Origin of the sequence: Streptantibioticus rubrisoli (assembly GCF_024436055.1) — a bacterium.
Taxonomy (GTDB): domain Bacteria; phylum Actinomycetota; class Actinomycetes; order Streptomycetales; family Streptomycetaceae; genus Streptantibioticus_A; species Streptantibioticus_A rubrisoli.
Map to the genome: position 1 here is coordinate 47,915 of NZ_JANFNH010000012.1, position 18,464 is coordinate 66,378.

At 71.0% G+C, this 18,464-nt stretch carries 18 protein-coding genes and 1 pseudogene; 6 read left to right on the forward strand and 13 right to left on the reverse strand.

The features are described from left to right. Nucleotides 1-6: 6 nt before the first annotated feature. Complete coding sequence (locus NON19_RS14130) at nucleotides 7-1,221, reverse strand: cytochrome P450 family protein (RefSeq protein WP_255927947.1); 1,215 nt, start codon at nucleotides 1,219-1,221, stop codon at nucleotides 7-9. A gap of 85 nt (nucleotides 1,222-1,306) precedes the next feature. Further along, on the reverse strand, nucleotides 1,307-1,933 hold the full coding sequence (locus NON19_RS14135) for a bifunctional 4-hydroxy-2-oxoglutarate aldolase/2-dehydro-3-deoxy-phosphogluconate aldolase (protein WP_255927948.1): 627 nt from the start codon (nucleotides 1,931-1,933) through the stop codon (nucleotides 1,307-1,309). Between the two features lie 217 nt (nucleotides 1,934-2,150). On the opposite strand from NON19_RS14135, the pseudogene NON19_RS14140 reads away from it, so the two are divergent. Together NON19_RS14140 and NON19_RS14145 are read left to right on the forward strand one after the other, a co-directional pair. Next, nucleotides 2,151-2,449: pseudogene (locus NON19_RS14140) on the forward strand (hypothetical protein); the annotation flags it as partial. 34 nt (nucleotides 2,450-2,483) lie between these two features. Continuing rightward, nucleotides 2,484-3,842 (forward strand): GH1 family beta-glucosidase, encoded by a 1,359-nt coding sequence (locus tag NON19_RS14145; protein WP_372514135.1) that lies wholly within the window; start codon nucleotides 2,484-2,486, stop codon nucleotides 3,840-3,842. Nucleotides 3,843-3,934: 92 nt separating this feature from the next. Here NON19_RS14145 and alc read toward each other — a convergent pair whose 3' ends face one another. After that, complete coding sequence (gene alc / locus NON19_RS14150) at nucleotides 3,935-5,047, reverse strand: allantoicase (protein ID WP_255927950.1); 1,113 nt, start codon at nucleotides 5,045-5,047, stop codon at nucleotides 3,935-3,937. Continuing rightward, a complete protein-coding gene (allB, locus tag NON19_RS14155) occupies nucleotides 5,044-6,405 on the reverse strand; it encodes an allantoinase AllB (protein WP_255927951.1) in 1,362 nt (453 codons plus the stop codon). The genes alc and allB overlap by 4 nt, the downstream gene beginning before the upstream one ends. A 298-nt stretch (nucleotides 6,406-6,703) precedes the next feature. Between allB and NON19_RS14160 the strand changes: the two genes are divergently transcribed. Next, nucleotides 6,704-7,504, forward strand: a complete 801-nt coding sequence (locus NON19_RS14160) for an IclR family transcriptional regulator (protein ID WP_255928072.1) — start codon at nucleotides 6,704-6,706, stop codon at nucleotides 7,502-7,504. 33 nt (nucleotides 7,505-7,537) lie between these two features. Here NON19_RS14160 and NON19_RS14165 read toward each other — a convergent pair whose 3' ends face one another. Then, on the reverse strand, nucleotides 7,538-7,870 hold the full coding sequence (locus tag NON19_RS14165) for a DUF5955 family protein (protein WP_255927952.1): 333 nt from the start codon (nucleotides 7,868-7,870) through the stop codon (nucleotides 7,538-7,540). Between the two features lie 271 nt (nucleotides 7,871-8,141). Here NON19_RS14165 and NON19_RS14170 point away from each other — a divergent pair, with 271 nt between their 5' ends. Then, nucleotides 8,142-8,786: a nucleotidyltransferase family protein gene (locus NON19_RS14170; RefSeq protein ID WP_255927953.1), complete on the forward strand. Its 645-nt coding sequence runs from the start codon at nucleotides 8,142-8,144 to the stop codon at nucleotides 8,784-8,786. Nucleotides 8,787-8,978: 192 nt separating this feature from the next. Next, nucleotides 8,979-10,592, forward strand: coding sequence for a malate synthase A (aceB, locus tag NON19_RS14175; RefSeq protein ID WP_255927954.1), 1,614 nt, complete (start codon nucleotides 8,979-8,981; stop codon nucleotides 10,590-10,592). 20 nt (nucleotides 10,593-10,612) lie between these two features. Here the strand turns inward: aceB and NON19_RS14180 are convergent, their stop codons facing one another. The 8 genes from NON19_RS14180 to NON19_RS14215 form a co-directional block, all read right to left on the reverse strand. After that, entirely contained in the window at nucleotides 10,613-11,527 is a 915-nt protein-coding gene (locus tag NON19_RS14180; protein WP_255927955.1) for a hypothetical protein, read from the reverse strand. Nucleotides 11,528-11,699: 172 nt separating this feature from the next. Next, nucleotides 11,700-13,070 carry a nucleobase:cation symporter-2 family protein gene (locus NON19_RS14185; RefSeq protein ID WP_255927956.1) on the reverse strand — a complete coding sequence of 457 codons (1,371 nt, stop codon included), beginning with the start codon at nucleotides 13,068-13,070 and terminating at the stop codon, nucleotides 11,700-11,702. Between the two features lie 205 nt (nucleotides 13,071-13,275). Continuing rightward, nucleotides 13,276-14,679 (reverse strand): 8-oxoguanine deaminase, encoded by a 1,404-nt coding sequence (locus NON19_RS14190; RefSeq protein WP_255927957.1) that lies wholly within the window; start codon nucleotides 14,677-14,679, stop codon nucleotides 13,276-13,278. Nucleotides 14,680-14,815: 136 nt separating this feature from the next. After that, on the reverse strand, nucleotides 14,816-15,739 hold the full coding sequence (pucL, locus tag NON19_RS14195) for a factor-independent urate hydroxylase (protein ID WP_255927958.1): 924 nt from the start codon (nucleotides 15,737-15,739) through the stop codon (nucleotides 14,816-14,818). Between the two features lie 5 nt (nucleotides 15,740-15,744). After that, a complete protein-coding gene (gene uraH / locus NON19_RS14200) occupies nucleotides 15,745-16,125 on the reverse strand; it encodes a hydroxyisourate hydrolase (RefSeq protein ID WP_255927959.1) in 381 nt (126 codons plus the stop codon). Next, nucleotides 16,122-16,640, reverse strand: coding sequence for a 2-oxo-4-hydroxy-4-carboxy-5-ureidoimidazoline decarboxylase (gene uraD, locus NON19_RS14205; protein WP_255927960.1), 519 nt, complete (start codon nucleotides 16,638-16,640; stop codon nucleotides 16,122-16,124). Before uraD ends, uraH begins: the two co-directional genes overlap by 4 nt. Before the next feature lie 164 nt (nucleotides 16,641-16,804). Then, nucleotides 16,805-17,185, reverse strand: a complete 381-nt coding sequence (locus tag NON19_RS14210) for a helix-turn-helix domain-containing protein (RefSeq protein ID WP_255927961.1) — start codon at nucleotides 17,183-17,185, stop codon at nucleotides 16,805-16,807. Between the two features lie 2 nt (nucleotides 17,186-17,187). After that, nucleotides 17,188-17,439: a YkoF family thiamine-binding protein gene (locus NON19_RS14215; protein ID WP_255927962.1), complete on the reverse strand. Its 252-nt coding sequence runs from the start codon at nucleotides 17,437-17,439 to the stop codon at nucleotides 17,188-17,190. 157 nt (nucleotides 17,440-17,596) lie between these two features. Between NON19_RS14215 and NON19_RS14220 the strand changes: the two genes are divergently transcribed. Then, nucleotides 17,597-18,439 (forward strand): TIM barrel protein, encoded by an 843-nt coding sequence (locus NON19_RS14220; RefSeq protein WP_255927963.1) that lies wholly within the window; start codon nucleotides 17,597-17,599, stop codon nucleotides 18,437-18,439. Nucleotides 18,440-18,464: the final 25 nt, after the last annotated feature.

Consider the following 18,464-nt stretch of genomic DNA (forward strand, 5'->3'; position numbering starts at 1 on the left):
GCGATACTAGGACCTCCCATCGGGCGTGAACCGAACCGGCAACCGCCGCGGGCCGCGGATCAGCATGCCGTCCCGCCAGGCCAGGGCCGCCGGGTCGGCGTCCAGGGCGAGGTCGGGGCAGCGCTCCAGCAGCGTGCGGATGGCGATCCGGGCCTCCAGCCGGGCCAGCGGCGCGCCCAGGCAGTAGTGGATGCCGTGGCCGAAGGCGATATGGCCACCGGCGGGTCGGCGGATGTCGAAGCGGTTCGGCTCGGGGAAACGGTCCGGATCGCGGTCCGCGTCGGCGAGCGCGACCAGCACCAGTTGCCCGTCACCGGGGATGACCGTGCCGCCCACCTCGCAGGGCTCGGTGGTGAAGCGGTACGTCGGGGTCTCCACCGGGCCGTCCCAGCGCAGCATCTCCTCCACCGCGTTGTCGATCAGCGTGAAGTCGGCGCGCAGCGCGGCCAGTTGGCCGGGGTGGGTGAGCAGGGCCAGTACGCCGTTGGAGATGAGGTTGACCGTGGTTTCGTGCCCCGCGACCAGCAACAGCCAGGCGGTGCCGCGCAGTTCGTCGGGTGAGAGCCGGTCACCGTCCTCGTCGGTGGTGCGGATCAGCGCGCTCATCAGGTCGTCGCCGGGGTGCCGCCGTTTGCCGTCCAGCAGCCGCTCCAGGTAGCCGGTCAGCTCCTGCGCCGCCGCGGACCGTACGGCGGGGTCGGTGGCCGACAGCGCGGTGTTGGACCAGTCGCGGAACGCCACCCGGTCGAGCGTCGGCACCCCGAGCAGTTCGCAGATCACCGAGATCGGCAGCGGGAACGACAGCGACTCCACCAGGTCGGTCCGGCCGTCCGGTGCGGTCAGCATGGTGTCCAGCAGGCCGTCGGTGATCTCCTGGACCCGCGGGGCCAGGCCCTGGACCCGGCGCGTGGTGAACTCCCTGACCACCAGCTTGCGCAGCCGGGCGTGGTCCGGCGGATCGGAGTTGAGCATGTGCGGCCCGGCGGCCGGGCTGGTGAGCGGGAAGTCGGCGGCGGCCATCTTCCACTGCTTCGACAGCCGCGGATCGGTCAGCGCGGCGCGTCCCGCCTCGTAGCCGACGACCAGCCATGCCTCGGCGCCCTCGGGTATTCGCACCCGGTGCACCGGACCGCGTTCGCGCAGCGCCGCGTAGACCGGATAGGGGTCGCGGACGAAGTCCTCGCCCAACGCGGCCAGATCGATCACTTCGTGTTCCCCCACCACACGCCCTCTCTTCCGGAACTCGCGACAGGCTAACGTCCAACAAGGGTCCGGCGAACGGCAGTTGTGGCCGAACCCAGGCTGCTTACTCCACGGGCTCGGCGATACGGCCGAGCAGGTCGGCCACCCGCTTGGCCACCGTCTCCCGGTCGCCCTCCACCAGCGGGGCGCCCAGGCCGCACGCCACCGCACCGGCGGCGAGCCATCGCGGTGCGGTCTGCGGGGTGATGCCCGCGGCGGGCAGCATCGGCGCCTGCGGCAGTACGGCACGGACGTCCGCCAGCCAGTCGGGTCCCACGGCGGAGGCGGGGAACACCATGACCGCGTCGGCGCCCAGTTCCATGGCGCGCACGATCTCGTTCACCGTCGCCGCGCCGGGGAAGACCGGTATCCCGTAGCGGTGCCCGGTGGATATCACCTCGGGGTCGAGGTTCAGCGCGGTCAGGAAGCGGGCCCCGGCGTCGACCGCCATCCGGGCCGAGGCACCGTCCAGCACCGTGCCCGCCCCGATGATCGCCTCGTCACCGACCTCGCGCACCAGTGTGGTGACCGCCTCCAGCGCGAAAGGAGTGGTTAAGGAGATCTCCAAGGTGGTGATCCCGGCGGACAGCAGGGTGTCGGCCATCCCGGCGGCATGGTCGTAGCTGTCGGCGCGGATGGTGGCGAGGATCCGCTGGGCCAGCGCGGCCCGAGTGATCTCCCAGCGGTACACGGCGGTTCGCCGTCCTTTCCTGTTCGGCCCAAGGGCTGGTGGTCGCCAAGAGCCGGTCCCCTAGAGGGACCGCCTCTTCGAGAAGGCTAGCGGTCGCCACCGACAACGCCCCGGCCGGAAACGGCCCGCGGCGGCCCGGCCGCACGGACCCGGCCGCCTCCGTCGTACGTCCAACGGCCCCTGCACGCACGGGAGTTCCCGGCACCGGCGGCCGCCTGCCGCGGTGGTGGCGGTCTTCGCCGCGTACGCGGTGAGCCGCTACCGCTTCCGCGGGCGGCGGGTGTTCACGGTGACGGTGCTGTCCACGCAGACGTTCCCGGGGATCCTCTTCCCCGTGATGGCCAACGACACCACCCGCACCCTGGCCGTGGGTCTCCGGGCTACGCCAGTCAGACCGATGTGTACTGGGACCAGGTTATGGCGGCCTCGCTGGTGGTGAGCGTGCCCGTCGTCGCCGGGTTCCTGCTGTTGCAGCGCTGTCTGGTCGCCGGTCTGACCGCCGGTGCCGTCAAGTGAACTCACCGGAAGGGTTGTTGTGACCGAACACCTTGTGGACGACCTCGCCGCCTTCCCCGCCGACTTCCTTTGGGGGGTGGCGACCGCCGCGTACCAGATCGAGGGCGGGGTGCGGGAGGACGGGCGCGGCCCGTCGATCTGGGACACCTACTGTCACACGCCCGGCAAGGTGGCGAACGGCGACACCGGAGACGTGGCCTGCGACCACTACCACCGCTGGCGCGAGGACATCGCGCTGATGCGGGAGCTGGGCGTGACCGCGTACCGGTTCTCCATCGCCTGGCCGCGGGTGGTGCCGCTCGGTGACGGCGAGGTCAACCGGGCGGGGCTGGACTTCTACGACCGGTTGGTGGACGCGCTGCTGGACGCGGGCATCACGCCGTTCCCGACGCTCTACCACTGGGACCTGCCGCAGGCACTACAGGACCGGGGCGGCTGGCCGAGCCGTCAGACCGCGGAGCGGTTCGGGGAGTACGCGGCCGTGGTGGCCGGGGCGCTCGGTGACCGGGTGCGGGACTGGGCGACGCTCAACGAGCCGTTCTGCACGGCCTGGATCGGGCATCTGCAGGGGCAGATGGCGCCGGGCCTGGCCGATCTGACAGCGGCGGTGCGCGCCTCGTACCACCTGCACCTCGGACACGGCAGGGCGGTCGCCGCGATCCGGGCGGCGGTGCCGGACGCCCGGGTCGGCATCGTCACCAACCTCAGCCCCTACGAGCCCGCCACCGACCGGGAGGCCGACCGGGCCGCGGCGGTGCGCGCCGACGGACACGGCAACCGCTGGTGGCTGGATCCGCTGCACGGGCGCGGCTACCCACCGGACATGGTCGAGGTGTACGGCGTGGAACTCCCCGTGCGGCAAGGTGACTTGGCGGCCATCGCGGCGCCGCTGGACTGGCTCGGCCTCAACTACTACTTCCGCGTGGTGGTCGCCGACGACCCGACCGGGCAGGCGCCGTACGCCCGCCCGGTGTACCAGCCCGGTGTGCCGCGCACCGCGATGGACTGGGAGGTGTATCCGGGGGGCCTTGAGGCGATGCTGGTGCGGCTGACGCAGGAGTACGGCGCCCGCCGCGTCCTGGTGACGGAGAACGGGGCCGCGTACCCGGACACCGTCGGCCCCGACGGCCAGGTCGACGACCCCGAGCGCACGGCCTATCTGGCCGCCCATCTGGCGGCCTGCGCCCGAGCGGTACGGCGCGGCGTGCCGCTCGGGGGGTACTTCGCCTGGTCGTTGCTGGACAACTTCGAGTGGGGGTACGGGTATGAGAAGCGGTTCGGGTTGGTGCGGGTGGACTACGCGACGCAGTCGCGGACGGTGAAGGCCTCCGGCCGCCAGTACGCCAAGCTCATCGCCGCGCACCAGCGGCGGACGCGGGGGGCGTTGCGGTGAGTTCTGACACCGCAGGTCCGCGCCATCGTGGTTGCTCGCCGTCGCGGCGGAAAACCATTTGGGGGCAAGCCCCACCCCCCGGGGCGGGCCTCCTACAACCGCGCGGCGCGTTCGCGCAGGCGCGTCGCGCCGGTCTCGGTGAGAGAACCGTACAGACGCAGCCGGGCCACGCCACCGTCGGGGAAGATGTCAAGGCGGACGTGGGTCGCCGCCGGTGCGGCCACCACGAAGCGGTGCACCGTGTCCGGCTGGAGCCGGGTACGCGGCAGGATCTCGAACCACTCGTCGGGGTTGGACGCCGCGTCCAACCCGTGAAGCGCCGCCCAACCGGCCGAGTTGCCCTTGTAGCAGCCGGTGTCGATCTCCACGGCGCGGATCTCGGCGTGCTCGGTGAGCCGGTAGCGCACCCAGTCATGGGCCTTGTCGCGGCGCCGCCGGGTCTCCCAGCCGTCGTCCATCTTGCGGGAGCGGCCGGGCAGGATGGTGTTGACGGGCGGCGAGTAGAAGCGGTCGGAGGCGTCCTCCGCGGTGCCGCCGTTCTCCAGCGCGACCACGTCGAAGGTGCCGAGCACGGCGAGCCACTCGGGGTCGGGCACGACCTCGCCGTACACCCGCAGCCGGGCTATGCCGCCGTCCGGATGCTGGTTGAGCCGCAGGTGGGTGAAGCGGCGTTCGGTGTCCACCTCGAAGGCGTTGGCGGCGTGCCCGCCGACGGGGGTGCGCGCGACGACCTCGGTCCACCGGGTGGACGGCGCCAGCAGTTCCTCGGGCGACGCGGACAGCGGCGCGGTGGTGGCCTCGACGCTGACGCTCTGCGGGTAGTTGCCGCGGAAGTGCGCGGTGTCCACGACGATGCCGCGGATCACACCGGGCGCGCCGAGCCGTATCAGCGCCCAGTCGTGGTCGGCGTCCACCGGATGCGGGCTGTCCGCGCCGGTGCCGCGGCGGCGGCGGGTCTCCCAGCCGTCCATGACCTTGCCCTTGTGCCCGAAGTGCTCGGGGTCGAACACGGGGCGCTCGGGCACCAGCAGGTTCTCCCGCTCGGCGAAGAACTCGTCGCTGGCGGCGATGACCCCGGCACCGAGGCGGCGGTCCGCGAGGTCGGCCAGGTGGTCGAACGGAACCTCGGCAGCGCGGTAGTCGGCATACGGATCGCCGCCACCGTACGGCTTGGCGTCGCCGGTGAAGCGAGTGACCTGCGTCATGCATGCTCCTTGTCGTGTTCGCGTGCGAGCAGCCGCCCGCGGGGTCGGGCGGTCACCCCGTGGTCGGCGATGAGCTGTCCGCGCAGCCAGGTGGCGCGCACCACGCCGTGCAGGGTGCGGCCCGCGTAGGCGGTGACCTGGTTGCGGTGGTGCAGGGCCGCGGGGTCGACGGTGAAGGTCTCCTCGGGGGCGAGCACCGCGAAGTCGGCGTCCCGGCCGGGCGCGATGGCCCCCTTGCGGCTGAGCCCGACGAGCCGCGCGGGACCGGTGGACATCCAGTGAGCCACGTCGCTGAGGGTGTGGCCGCGCCGCCGGGCCTCGGTCCAGATGGCGGGCAGTGAGAGCTGGAGGGAGGAGATGCCGCCCCACGCCTGGCCGAAGTCGCCGCCCTCCGGGCGCTTGAGCTCGACGGTGGCGGGCGAGTGGTCGGAGACCACGCAGTCGATCGTGCCATCGGCCAGTCCCCGCCAGAGCGCGTCCCGGTTGTCCGCCTCGCGGATCGGCGGGCAGCACTTGAACTCCGTCGCGCCGTCGGGGACTTCCTCCGCCGTCAGCGTCAGGTAGTGCGGACACGACTCGGCGGTGACCCGTACCCCGTCGCGCCTGGCGGCGGCGATCAGCGGCAGCGCGTCGCTGGACGACAGGTGCAGTACGTGCACCCGTGCGTCGAGCCGCCGGGCGAGCGCGACCAGCCCTTCGATGGCGGTGTTCTCGGCGGTGCGCGGCCGGGAGGCCAGGAAGTCGGCGTACTTCGGTCCGTGCGGCTGGGGGGCCGAGTCGATCAGCTCCGGGTCCTCGGCGTGCACGATCAGCAGTCCGCCGAACGAGGCGATCTCCCCCATCGCCGCCTGGAGTTCGGCCGGGGAAAGCTGCGGGAACTCGTCCACGCCCGAGTGCAGCAGGAAGCACTTGAACCCGAACACCCCGGCGTCGTGGAGGGGTTGGAGGTCCTTGACGTTGCCGGGTACCGCACCGCCCCAGAAGCCGACATCGACGTGGACCTTGCCGAACGCGGTGCCGCGCTTGGTGGCCAGCGCCGCCGGTGTGGTGGTGGGCGGAACGCTGTTGAGCGGCATGTCGATCAGCGTGGTCACGCCACCAGCCGCGGCGGCGCGGGTGGCCGTCTCGAAGCCCTCCCATTCGGTGCGGCCCGGGTCGTTGACGTGGACGTGGGTGTCCACGAGACCGGGCAGCAGCGCGTCGTCTCCGACGTCCACCAGCCGGGCCCCGCCGGGCACCCGCGCCTCGTACGGCAGGACGCCGGTGATCCGTCCGGCGCTGACCGCCACCGCGGCCGGGCGCTCTCCTTCGGGCGTGACGACCCGCGTCGAACGCAGCACCAGTTCCACGTCGGACACGCGCTCCCCTCCTCCACCCTCAGAGACTTTTCAACGTTCTGTTGAACGCACTGTTGAACGAATCTTCATCCGTCGAGCAGGGAGCGTCAAGAGCGCACCGAAGGGACAACCGGGGTCGCGGAGCAGGTTCAGCCGATTCCACAAAACGGAATCCACTTTCCGTGAAGTAGAATGTAGCAACCGCCAGTCGTCAGCCCACCGCCAGTGATCGCAGCGGCGGTGAACGGTAGGCTGCGGTACTGCCGACGGGCTGCCACCCGGAGGCCCAGCGGCTTCGAGAGGACCGGACGTGCCGTCGATCAGCTCCAGCAGCTCCGCCCACACCCCGAGCGCGGCCAAGGCGCCCAACGGGGGCACCGGTGGCGTGCAGTCACTGGAGCGCGCCTTCGACCTGCTGGAGCGGATGGCCGACGCGGGCGGCGAGGTGGGGCTCAGCGAGCTGTCCGCCAGCAGCGGGCTGCCGCTGCCGACCATCCACCGGCTGATGCGCACCCTGGTCTCCTGCGGCTACGTCCGCCAACAGCCCAACCGCCGCTACGCGCTCGGCCCGCGGCTGATCCGGCTCGGCGAGAGCGCCTCACGGCTGCTGGGCACCTGGGCCAGGCCGTACCTGGCGGAGCTGGTCGAGGCCACCGGGGAAACGGCGAACATGGCGCTGCTCGACGGCGACGAGGTCGTCTACGTGGCACAGGTGCCCTCACGCCACTCGATGCGGATGTTCACCGAGGTCGGCCGACGGGTGCTGCCGCACTCCACGGGCGTCGGCAAGGCGCTGCTCGCGAACGTACCGGCGGACGAGGTGCGGGCGCTGCTGGCGCGCACCGGGATGCCCGCGGCGACCGAGAAGACGATCACCGATCCCGACGCGTTCATCGCGGAGCTGGAGCGGATCCGGGCCGCGGGGTACGCGGTGGACGACAACGAACAGGAGATCGGCGTGCGCTGTCTGGCGGTGCCGGTGCCGGACTCGCCCACGGCCGCCGCCATCTCGATCTCGGGTCCGGCGGGGCGGGTCACCGAGGCGGCGCAGGAGCGGATCATTCCGGTACTGCGGGACATCGCCCGGCAGTTGTCGGCCGCCCTGGCCCGATCCGCCTGAGGAATCGCCGATCCGCCTGAGGAATCGGGCCGGTTACGGCGCGACGCCCCACGGCGGCACGGTCGGGCGGGGAGCGGGCGGCCCGAAGAGGTCTATGGCGTTGCGCAGTTCACGTACCGCCGGGGAGAGCGCGCTGACCGAGCCCAGCGCGCCGGTGATGAGCAGCAGGGAGTAGCGCAACCGGTCCGCCGCGGGTGCCCCGGTGGAGGTCTGGCCGTCCAGTGCGGTCAGTTCCTCCTCGGCTATCTCGCGGTCGGACAAGTGGCCGCGGTAGCCCGCCAGTTCGCGGCGCAGCCGGGTGACGGCGGTGCGCAGCTCCGCCACCCGCGGGTCCTCCGGACCCACCCCGGTCCCATCGTTCGACACTAGGCACTCCCCTTCGAGCGCAGTAGGCCGGACCAGTAAAGGCGACGCTCCGCACACCGCGCCACACGGAGCGCTAAATACGTCCTAAAAACCTTGGCGCGCAGGGCAATTCGCGGCCTTGCGCACCGGGAATCTCACGCACGGTCGCATATTCCGGGCACCGCACTCACTCGCCGTCACGTCGTGTGATCGTCCATCACATTCCTGTTCCCCGCCTCGCACACAGGTCTGCCGTTTTCACGCCGGGCCGGAAAGGGGTATGCAGGGGGTCATGGTGGAACATAACGGCGCCGCTCCCCCGGTGCCCGGTCTGGTGCTGGCCGCCGGGACCGGGCGGCGGCTGGGCGGCCGCCCCAAGGCCCTGCTGCCCTTCCGCGGCGGCCTGCTGGTGGAGCACGCGGCACGGGTCCTGCGGGAGGGCGGCTGCGCCCCGGTCCATGTGGTGCTGGGCGCCGCTGCGGCGCAGGTACGGGAGCGGGCCACAGGGCTCGGGGGGTGCGTCCTGGTCGACAACCCGGACTGGGCGCGCGGCATGGGCTCCTCGCTGCGCGTCGGGCTGGAGTCGCTCGCCCCGCTGGGGGCGCCCGCGGTACTGGTCGGACTGGTGGACCAGCCGGGCATCGGGCCGGATACCGTCGCCCGGCTCCTCGCCGCGGCCGCGCCGGTGTCGCCGGGCACCCTGGCCGCCGCCGGATACCGGGGGCGGCGCGGCCATCCGGTGCTGTTCGGCGCCGACCACTGGCCCGCGATCGCCGCCTGCGCGACCGGCGACCAGGGCGCCAGGGCGTATCTGAAAAGCCACGAGAGCAGCATCACACTCGTCGAATGCGGGGACATCGCCGCGCCCTACGACATCGACACCCCCGCCGACCTGCGGCTCCTCTCGGACGATCTTCCCAGCGCGGAAACGGGCTGATCCGCACCCCTGCACCGGGTGCCACAAACCGTTGATCTTCCACTATGCAGAAACTATGCTCCACGCAGCAGAAGCCTCGGCTGGCCGCACACCTCGCCGGGGCCGCCCTGCCGCCGTACCCACGATGCACGGCACCCCGTGCCGCCACCGCGCCACCGCCGCACACGGTCCGCGCGGGAAGGAGTGACCGCCATGTCCACAGCAGCGTCGCAGGAACCGGCCGTCGTCGCCGCCGGTACCGTCCCGCGATCCGAGGAGGTGCTGACCGACGAGGCGCTGACCTTCGTCGCCGCGCTGCACCGCCGGTTCGCACCGCGCCGGGCTGAGCTGTTGGCCCGGCGCAGGGAGCGCCGCGATGAGATCGCCCGCACCGCGCGCCTGGACTTCCTCCCGGAGACCGCCGCGATCCGGGCCGGGGACTGGCAGGTGGCCCCCGCGCCGCAGGCGCTGAACGACCGCCGGGTGGAGATCACCGGCCCCACCGACCGCAAGATGACGATCAACGCGCTGAACTCCGGCGCCAGGGTCTGGCTCGCCGACTTCGAGGACGCCTCCGCGCCCACCTGGGAGAACGTCGTACTGGGCCAGCTCAACCTGATCGACGCCTATGAGCGGCGGATCGACTTCACCACCCCCGAGGGCAAGTCCTACGCGCTGCGTCCCGACGCGGAGTTGGCCACCGTGGTCATGCGTCCGCGCGGCTGGCACCTGGACGAGCGCCACCTGGTGGTGGACGGCGAGCCGGTGCCCGGCGCGTTCGTGGACTTCGGCCTGTACTTCTTCCACAACGCCGAGCGGCTGCTGGCCAAGGGCAAGGGACCGTACTTCTACCTGCCGAAGACCGAGTCGCACCTGGAAGCCCGGCTGTGGAACGACGTCTTCGTCTTCGCCCAGGACTACCTGGGCATTGCGCAGGGCACCATCCGGGCCACCGTGCTGATCGAGACCATCACCGCGGCCTTCGAGATGGAGGAGATCCTCTACGAACTGCGCGACCACGCAAGCGGGTTGAACGCGGGGCGCTGGGACTACCTGTTCTCGATCGTGAAGAACTTCCGTGACGGCGGGGAGAAGTTCGTCCTGCCGGACCGCAACGCGGTCACCATGACCGCGCCATTCATGCGCGCGTACACCGAACTGCTGGTGCGCACCTGCCACAAGCGCGGTGCGCACGCCATCGGCGGCATGGCCGCGTTCATCCCCTCGCGCCGCGACCCTGAGGTGAACGCCAAGGCGCTGGAGAAGGTCAAGGCCGACAAGGACCGCGAGGCGGCGGACGGTTTCGACGGCTCCTGGGTCGCTCACCCCGACCTGGTGCCGGTCGCCCGGGCCAGCTTCGACGCGGTGCTCGGCGACCGGCCGAACCAGAAGGACCGGCTGCGCGAGGACGTCCATGTCACCGCCGAGCAACTGCTCGCCATCGACTCACTGGACGCCAAGCCCACGTACGAGGGACTGCGCAACGCGGTGCAGGTCGGCATCCGCTACATCGAGGCGTGGCTGCGCGGGCTCGGCGCGGTGGCCATCTTCAACCTGATGGAGGACGCGGCCACCGCCGAGATCTCCCGCTCGCAGATCTGGCAGTGGATCGACGCGGGCGTGGTGTTCGAAGGCGGCGAGAAGGCCACCGCCGAACTGGCCCGCCGGGTCGCCGCCGAGGAACTGGCCGCGATCCGCGCCGAGATCGGCGACGAGGCCTTCGCCGCCGGTAGCTGGCAGCAGGCCCACGACCTGCTGCTCCAGGTCGCGCTCGACGAGCGGTACGTGGACTTCCTGACCCTGCCCGCCTACGAACTGCTGGACTGAGGAGCTGAGTTGGTGGTGCGTCAGCTGTCGTACAGCCGGACGATCCGGTGCATGCCGAGGAAGGCGTGCGGCGCACCGCCACCGTCGTCGGGGACGAAGCACAACAACGCGTAGGTGCCGCGCCGCAGATGGCGCGGGTGCACCAGCACGGTGCGGCCGGGCGCGATGGCGCCGAGCCCGGACGGCTCACCGACGAAGGGGGACGGTCCCGGCACCGGGCCGTGCGCCAGCGCGTCGAAGTACCGGGTCAGCTCGGCGTCGCTGGTGCCGGGCCGGACGCGTTGGATCTGCATCTCGTGGATCTCGGTGGAGATGTTGTGCACCAGGAAGGTGCCGTGGGAGCTGTCCACGTCCTGCGGGCGGAAACGCGGTCCGGCCCCGGTGTCCACGGCGAGGACCCGTCCGGTCGGGGTGCGCCGCAGCGGTCCGTAGCGGCAGGGGCCTTGCAGCCGTACCGCCTCCAGTTCGGCGTCGGCGCTGGGGTGGCGGCGGAACGCGGTGAGGTCCAGCAGGTAGACCCAGCCCGCGGTGATCGCCTCGGTGAACTCCACCGGCACCCGGCGGGTGACGTAGGCACCGCCCAGCGCCTCGGCCTCACCCCGTACCGCGTGGATACCGGCGGCCGCGGTGCGCGGATCGCGGCTGACCGCGTTCACCAGGTCCGCCAGCACCCGCTGTGGCCGCACTCCGCGCTTGGGCCGGAACAGTTGGAGCTGCCGCCCGCGCTGGTCGCCCGTGCGCACCCGGAACGTGACGTTTCCGCAGCGGTGGTGGCGGGGCGCGCGGACGCCCGAGCGGCTGATGCGTACGTCGACGCCGTGGTATCGGTGCACTGGGCGCGCGCAGACGAGGTGGGCTCCGGCGAGGATGGCGGCCACCGCCAGCGCGGTGGCTGTCGTGGCTTCGGCCGCACGCCGCCATGGCTTCCTTCGCATGGGCGAACCCCTTCTGGTGTGACTCGCGCCACATCAGAACACCGGCCGGGGCGGATGCCAATCAGCCATGCGGGCGGACTTGCGACCGCCCCCACCGGAAATCCGCCGCGGCGGCGAACACCCCCGCACCGTGGCCCGGCGGTGCCGAACCCACCGCGACCAGCCCGAGGCGCTACGCGGCACCCGAGGACACCGGCTCGCCGATCGGCTCCACTCGCGCAGCCGGTTTGCGGCCCAGGTGGTGGAAGACCGTGTTGAGCACGACCGCCACCAAACAGCCCATGCTGACACCGGAGTTGAGCACGATCCGCAGATGCGGGTCCACCCCGTCGTAGAAGTCGGGGGCGACGATCGGGATGATGCCGCCCCCCAGGGCGACGGCCATGATCAGCAGGTTGTCGCCGTCGTTCAGATCCGCCTCGGCGAGCGTCTTGACGCCGCTGGCGGCCACCGTGCCGAACAGCACGATGCCCGCGCCGCCCAGCACCGGCCCCGGCACCAGGGCGATCAGCGAGGCCAGTACCGGACACAACCCCATCACGACCAGGATGAGTCCACCTGCCGCGACCACGAACCGACTGCGCACCCGGGTGATCGCCACCAGGCCGATGTTCTGCGCGAAGGCGCTGTTGGCGAAGCCGTTGAAGACCGGGCTGACCGCGCTGCCGAGCATGTCGGCGCGCAGCCCCGCCGCCAGCACCGCCTCGTCCGCGGGCTTTTCGACCACCTTGCCCAGCGCCAGGATGTCGGCCGTCGACTCGGTCAGACAGACCAGTATCACCACGCACATCGAGACGATCGCCGGTAGCTGGAACTGCGGCGCGCCGAAGTGGAACGGGGTCGGAAAGCCGATCAGGCCCGCCCTGCCGAGCGGGCTGAAGTCGGTGACGCCGAACGGGATCGCGATCAGGGTTCCCACGACGAGTCCGATGAGCACCGCGATCTGCTGGAGGAACCCGTTGAGCATCCGCCGCAGGACGAGCACGACGACCAGGGTGATGACGGCCAGCGCGATGTCGGAGGCGCTGGCCGCGGGATGCGCGGGATCGTTCCCCGCGACCCAGCCGATGGCCACCGGCAGCAGCGAGACGCCTATCAGGGTGATGACCGAGCCGGTTACGACCGGCGGGAAGAACCGGACGAGCCTGCCGAAGTACGGGGCGATGAGGAAGCCGAGGGCCGCGGCGACCATCACCGCGCCGAACATCACCGGCAGGCTGTCGCGGTGCGGTGTGGTGCCGGCGATCGCCACCAGCGGTGCCACCCCGGCGAAGGAGACCCCGTTGACGAACGGCAGTCTGGCCCCGACCTTCCAGAAGCCGAGGGTCTGCAACAGCGTGGCGATGCCCGCCGTGAACAGGCTGGCCCCGACCAGGAAGGTCAACTGAGCGCCGGACAGCGCGCACGCCTTGCCGACCACCAGCGGTGGTGCGACCACACCGGCGTACATGGCGGCGACATGCTGCAGTCCGCTGGTGACGAGCTTGAGTGGGGGAAGGGTCTGGTCGACCGGATGCCTGCGCTGTGCTGGAGCTGGGACCACGGTGCTCCTCCTGTCGGTTGCGCGCTCTCGCGCGGGTTTCAGGGAGGTGGTGCGGGTCGAGGGGTTGCGCGTTGCGGTTGCGGTTGCGGTTGCGGTTGCGGTTGCGGGCAGAAAATGCGCCGCCCCCTGCCGTGACCATCCCGGCACGGGGGCGGCGCTGCCGACCGGGGACCGTCCTCCTCGGTCGGTGTCTCGATGAGAGTTGTCAGCCGGTGAGCCCGGCGATCCTCGCCAGGCGCTGGGTCTCGGCGCGGGTCGAACGGGCGATGGCGTCCTCGTCGACGGTGACCAGACGGCCGTGCTCGACCACCGGCTTGCCGTCGGTGAGCAGCAGGGTCAGCGGGGCGGCGGCGCCGAGGACCAGCGCCGCGACGGGATCGGCGATGGAGGAGTGGAGCACACCGTTGAGCTTCCACAGCGCCAGGTCGGCGAGCTTGCCCGGCTCGATGGAGCCGATCTCGCGCTCCCGGCCGAGCACCCGGGCGCCGCCCATGGTGCCCAGCCGTAGCGCCTGACGGGCGTTCAGCGCCTTCTCGCGGTGCGCGCCGAGCCGGTTGATCAGCAGGGCGTTGCGCAGTTCGGTGCCCAGCTCGCCGGACTCGTTGGAGGCGGTGCCGTCCACACCGAGGCCGACCGGCACTCCGGCGGCCAGCATGTCGGGCACCCTGGCGATTCCGGCGGCCAGCCGGGCGTTGGAGGACGGGCAGTGGGCGACGCCGGTGCCGGTCTCGGCGAACTTGTCGATGTCGGAGTCGTTCATGTGGACGCAGTGCGCCATCCACACGTCCTCCCCCAGCCACCCGGTGGACTCCAGGTAGTCGGTGGGGCCCATGCCGAACAGCTCGTGGCAGAACTTCTCCTCCTCCACCGTCTCGCTGCCGTGGGTGTGCAGCCGTACCCCCCGCGCTCGGGCCAACACCGCTGCCTCACGCAGGAGTTCGGTGGAGACCGAGAACGGTGAGCAGGGCGCGACGCCGATCCGCAGCATCGAGTCGAAGGACGGATCGTGCCAGCGGTCGATCGCCTCCTCGGTCGCGGTGAGCGCGTCCTCGGTGGTCTCGACGGCGAAGTCCGGGGGCAGGCCGCCGTCGGACTTCCCGCGGTCCATCGAGCCGCGGGTCGGGTGGAACCGCACCCCCATCTCGGCCGCGGCGCGGATCTCGGCGCCGAGCAGATCGCCCGTACCGCGCGGGAAGACGTAGTGGTGGTCCATCGCGGTGGTCACCCCGGACAGCGCCAGCGCGGCCAGTGAGCCCTGGGCGGCCGCGTACACCATCGCCTCGTCGATGCGGGCCCACACCGGATAGAGGGTGACCAGCCAGTCGAACAGGTTGCAGTCCTGGGCCAGGCCGCGGGTGATCCACTGGTAGAAGTGGTGGTGGGTGTTGACCAGGCCGGGGGTGAGCAGATGGCCGTCGGCGTCGATCCGCCGCACCACCTGGTCCAGCCCGGTGGGAGCGGGGCCTGCGCCCACCGACTCGATGCGGTTGCCCGCGATGACCACATGGCCGCGGGCGTACTCGGTGTCGTCCTGGTCAACGGTGGCGATGGCACAGTTCTCGATGACGATGCGCGCCGTCGCGCCGCCTTGGGCTGCCGATGCTGCCATGGTGGTTCCTCGTTGTCGTGTGTTGGCGGTGGGCACGGCATGGCCCTGGGGATTTGAGTGCCGGAGCCGGGCGGGGCGGTCGAGGAGGCCGCCCCACCCGTCGGGCGCTCCGGGTGCCGAGTGTGCTTGTGGTCTGTCAGAGGTTCGTCATGTCCACCGGTATCCGGGCCTCGACGCCGTCACGCAGCACGGTCGCCTCGATCAGGCCGTACGGGCGGTCGGCGGCGAAGTACACCTCGTTGTCGTTCTTGAGGCCGAACGGTTCGAGGTCCACCAGGAAGTGGTGCTTGTTGGGCAGCGAGAAGCGGATCTCGTCTATCTCGGAGCGGCTGTTGATGACGCGTGAGCCCATCTGGTAGAGCGTCTGCTGCAGTGAGAGGCTGTACGTCTCCGCGAAGGCCTGCAGTATGTGCTTCCTGGCCTGCGCGTAGGAACGCTCCCAGTTGGGCGCGCGGTCCTCGTCGCTGGTCCAGTTGTAGCGCCACCAGGCGCTGACGTCGGTGGCCAGGATGCGGTCGTGGGCTTCCTTCAGGGTGGTGTACTTGTCCTTCACATAGCCCCAGAACTCCGAGTGGGTGGAGTTCAGCACGGTGAGGTCCTTCAGCCCGGCCAGCACCTCCCACCTGTCGCCGTCGAAGGTGATCTGGGCGGTGCGGACCTCCTGGCCCTTGCGGACGAAGGAGTGCTTGACCTCGTCGGCCCCGATGAAGCGGGAGTTGCCGTCGGTGGTCTCGATCCGCTCCCAGGCGTACTCCTCTATCCGGATGCGCGCCCGCTTGATCGGTTCCTGGCTGGTGACGAAGTGCCGGGCGAGATGCATGCCGAACTGCTCGGCGGAATCGATCCCGTGCTCCTTCGCGAAGGCGAACACGGTGTTCTTGGTGGTGTCGGTGGGCAGTACGTTGGCGTTGCTGCCGGAGTAGTGGACCTCGTCCATGTCGCCGGACAGGGCCACGGAGACGTTGAGGTCCTTGATGTGGTGGGTGTCGCCGTCCCGCGTGATCCGTACGACGCGGTTCTCCGCTTTGCCGTACTGGTTCTGGCCGAGAATCGTGGGCATGTCTGCTAGCTCCCTCGGTAAACGGAGTAGCCGAACGGGTTGAGCAGCAGCGGTACGTGGTGGTGCTCGCCCGGTCGTACGGCGAAGGTGACCGTCACCTCGGGGAAGAACGGACCGCTGTCCCGATTCGCGGGGGCGTCCTGCTGCGCATCGGCTTGCTTCTTCTCGAAGTACGGCTCGACCTCGAAGAGAAGCCGTACATGGGTGGTGCCCTCGGGGAGGGCGGGCAGGTCCTTGCAGCGCCCGTCGGCGTCCGTGGTGGAGGCGCCGTGCCCGGTCCACGCGGCGTTGCCGCCACGGCGGACCGACAGCCGCACGGGCACGCCCTCGGCCGGGCGGCCGATGCTGGTGTCCAGTACGTGCGTGGACACGGAGGTGTCCGTCATGACGGGTCTCCTTCCGCCGCTACCAGGCGGGTCAGCCGGATACGGTTGATCTTCCCCAGTTCCCCGCGGACGATCTCCCGCTCCTGTTCCAGAGTGTTGCCGATCCGGGCTCTGGCCGCGTCCCGCATCTGCTCGCCGGTCAGGCCGGTGGCGCAGATCAGGAAGACGTGTCCGAACCGTTCCTGGTAGGCCAGGTTGAGTTCGAGCAGTTCGGCCTTGAGCCGGTCCGACGCCCCGGCCATACCGCGCTGTTCGCGCGCCGAGGTGGGGTCGCCGGGCTCGGGGCGGCCGATCGGCGGGTGGCCCGCCATCGCCTCGCCGAGGTCGTCGGCGGTCAGGTCGTGCAACGCGGCGTCGCTCGCCGCCAGCAGCGCCTCCGCGTCGGGGTACGGGCGCTCGGCGAGCACCGCGGCGACCCAGGTGGTGGACGAGCACACCTCACGCAGCAGTCGGGCGGCGGTGTCAGCGTCGGCGGCGTTGAGGCGGGCGAGGCCCGCGGTGGAGCGAGAAGTCATCTGCGGCCTCCGGGGCCTGCTGGACCGTGCTTGCCCGGAAAGCTAGATCCAGCCGACAGGCGCCGTCAACAGTTTGTTGAACTTTCGCCGACAGAAAGGGCCGCCACCCGGGACAAACCGGGTGGTGGCCCCGAAAAGGCTGGTCACGCCGCGTCGATGAGTGGTTACCGGCCGCCCTTCGCTGCGTTCTCACGGTTGAGGTAGTTGTAAACGGTGAAGCGGCTGACCCCCAGCGCGGAAGCCACCGTCTCCACCCCGTGCCGCACCGAGAAGGCGCCGCGCTCCTCCAGGATGCGCACCACCGTCTGCTTCTCCTTGCGGTCCAACTCGGCCAGTGGACGGCCCTGGCGGCGCTCGAGGTCGGCCAGGATGTGGTCGAGCGAGTCGGCTATGTGCGGCAGCCGCACCGCGACCACCTGCTCGCCCTCCCAGCTGAGCACCACGTCATCGCCGCGCGCGGCCTCGGGCGGGACCATCTCGCCACCCATCGCGTCGACCAGCGGCTTGACGGCGTCGACCAGCGGATGGGGGTCGGGCGCCACCATGCTCACCCCTCCCCCTCGTCCACCACGTTGAGCTGCAGGGACACCCGGGTCGCACCCGCGTCCAGAGTGCGCTCCAGCAGGTCGCGGACGGCGGCGAGCACCGCCTGGGCCGACCCTTCCGCGGTGTTGCCGAACGGACCCACGTCCACCCGGTCGAGATCGGCCGTCTGCACCACCTCGCGCGCCACCACCGCATGCCGCGGGGCCTCGTCGAGGTCGAACGGCTCCGTCGTGAACTCCACCCTCAATCGCACGCCCTCAACCTAACCGGTCCCGGGCACGCCTCGACGTCCGCACTTGACACTCGCCGCACGCATCCCCCACTCTTCCAATACGCAGAAACCAACTTCCGCAATGTGAAATACATCGAGCGGCGGAAGCCAGCGCGATTCCGGAAAGGGGCGCATCCCGGTGGGTTTCTCTGACACGCGCTTCGACGTGAACCTGTCGATCCTCTTCACCGAACTACCGTTGCTCGAGCGCCCCGCGGCCGCCGCGGCGGCCGGGTTCACCGCGGTCGAGCTGTGGTGGCCGTGGGTCGAATCACCCGCCCCCGAGCAGGCCCAACTCAGCGCCCTGCGGGACGCGTTGCGCACCGCGGGCACCCAACTGGTCGGCCTGAACTTCTACGCCGGGCAGCTCCCCGGCCCGGACCGCGGCGCGCTGTCGATCCCCGGCGCCGAGTCGGACCGGTTCCGCGACAACGTCGAGGTGGCCGCCGAGTTCGCGCGGTCGGTCGGCTGCACGGCGCTCAACGCGCTGTACGGCAACCGGGTGGACGGCGTCGACCCGGCCGTGCAGGACGAACTGGCCCTGGAGAACCTGGTGTTGGCGGCCCGCGCGGCCCATCGGGTGGGCGCGGTCCTGCTGGTCGAGGCGCTCAACGCCCCCGAGTCCCCGCACTGCCCGATCGTCAGCGCGCCGAAGGCGATCGAGGTGGTGGATCGGGTCAACGCCGCCACCGGCCTGGGCAACGCCAGGTTCCTGATGGACCTGTACCACCTGTCGATGAACGGCGAGGACCTGCACGAGGTGATCGACCGCTACACCGGCAAGACCGGTCACGTACAGATCGCCGACAACCCCGGTCGCGGCTACCCCGGCACCGGCGGACTCGACTTCGACGACCTGCTCGGCCGCCTCAAGAAGGCCGGCTACGACGGCTGGGTCGGCCTTGAGTACAAGCCGGGCGACGATCCGAGCGCCGACGCGTTCGAGTGGCTGCCCAGGTCGCAGCGCTCCGCCCACCACTGACTTCCCCGTAGCACCGAAGGACACC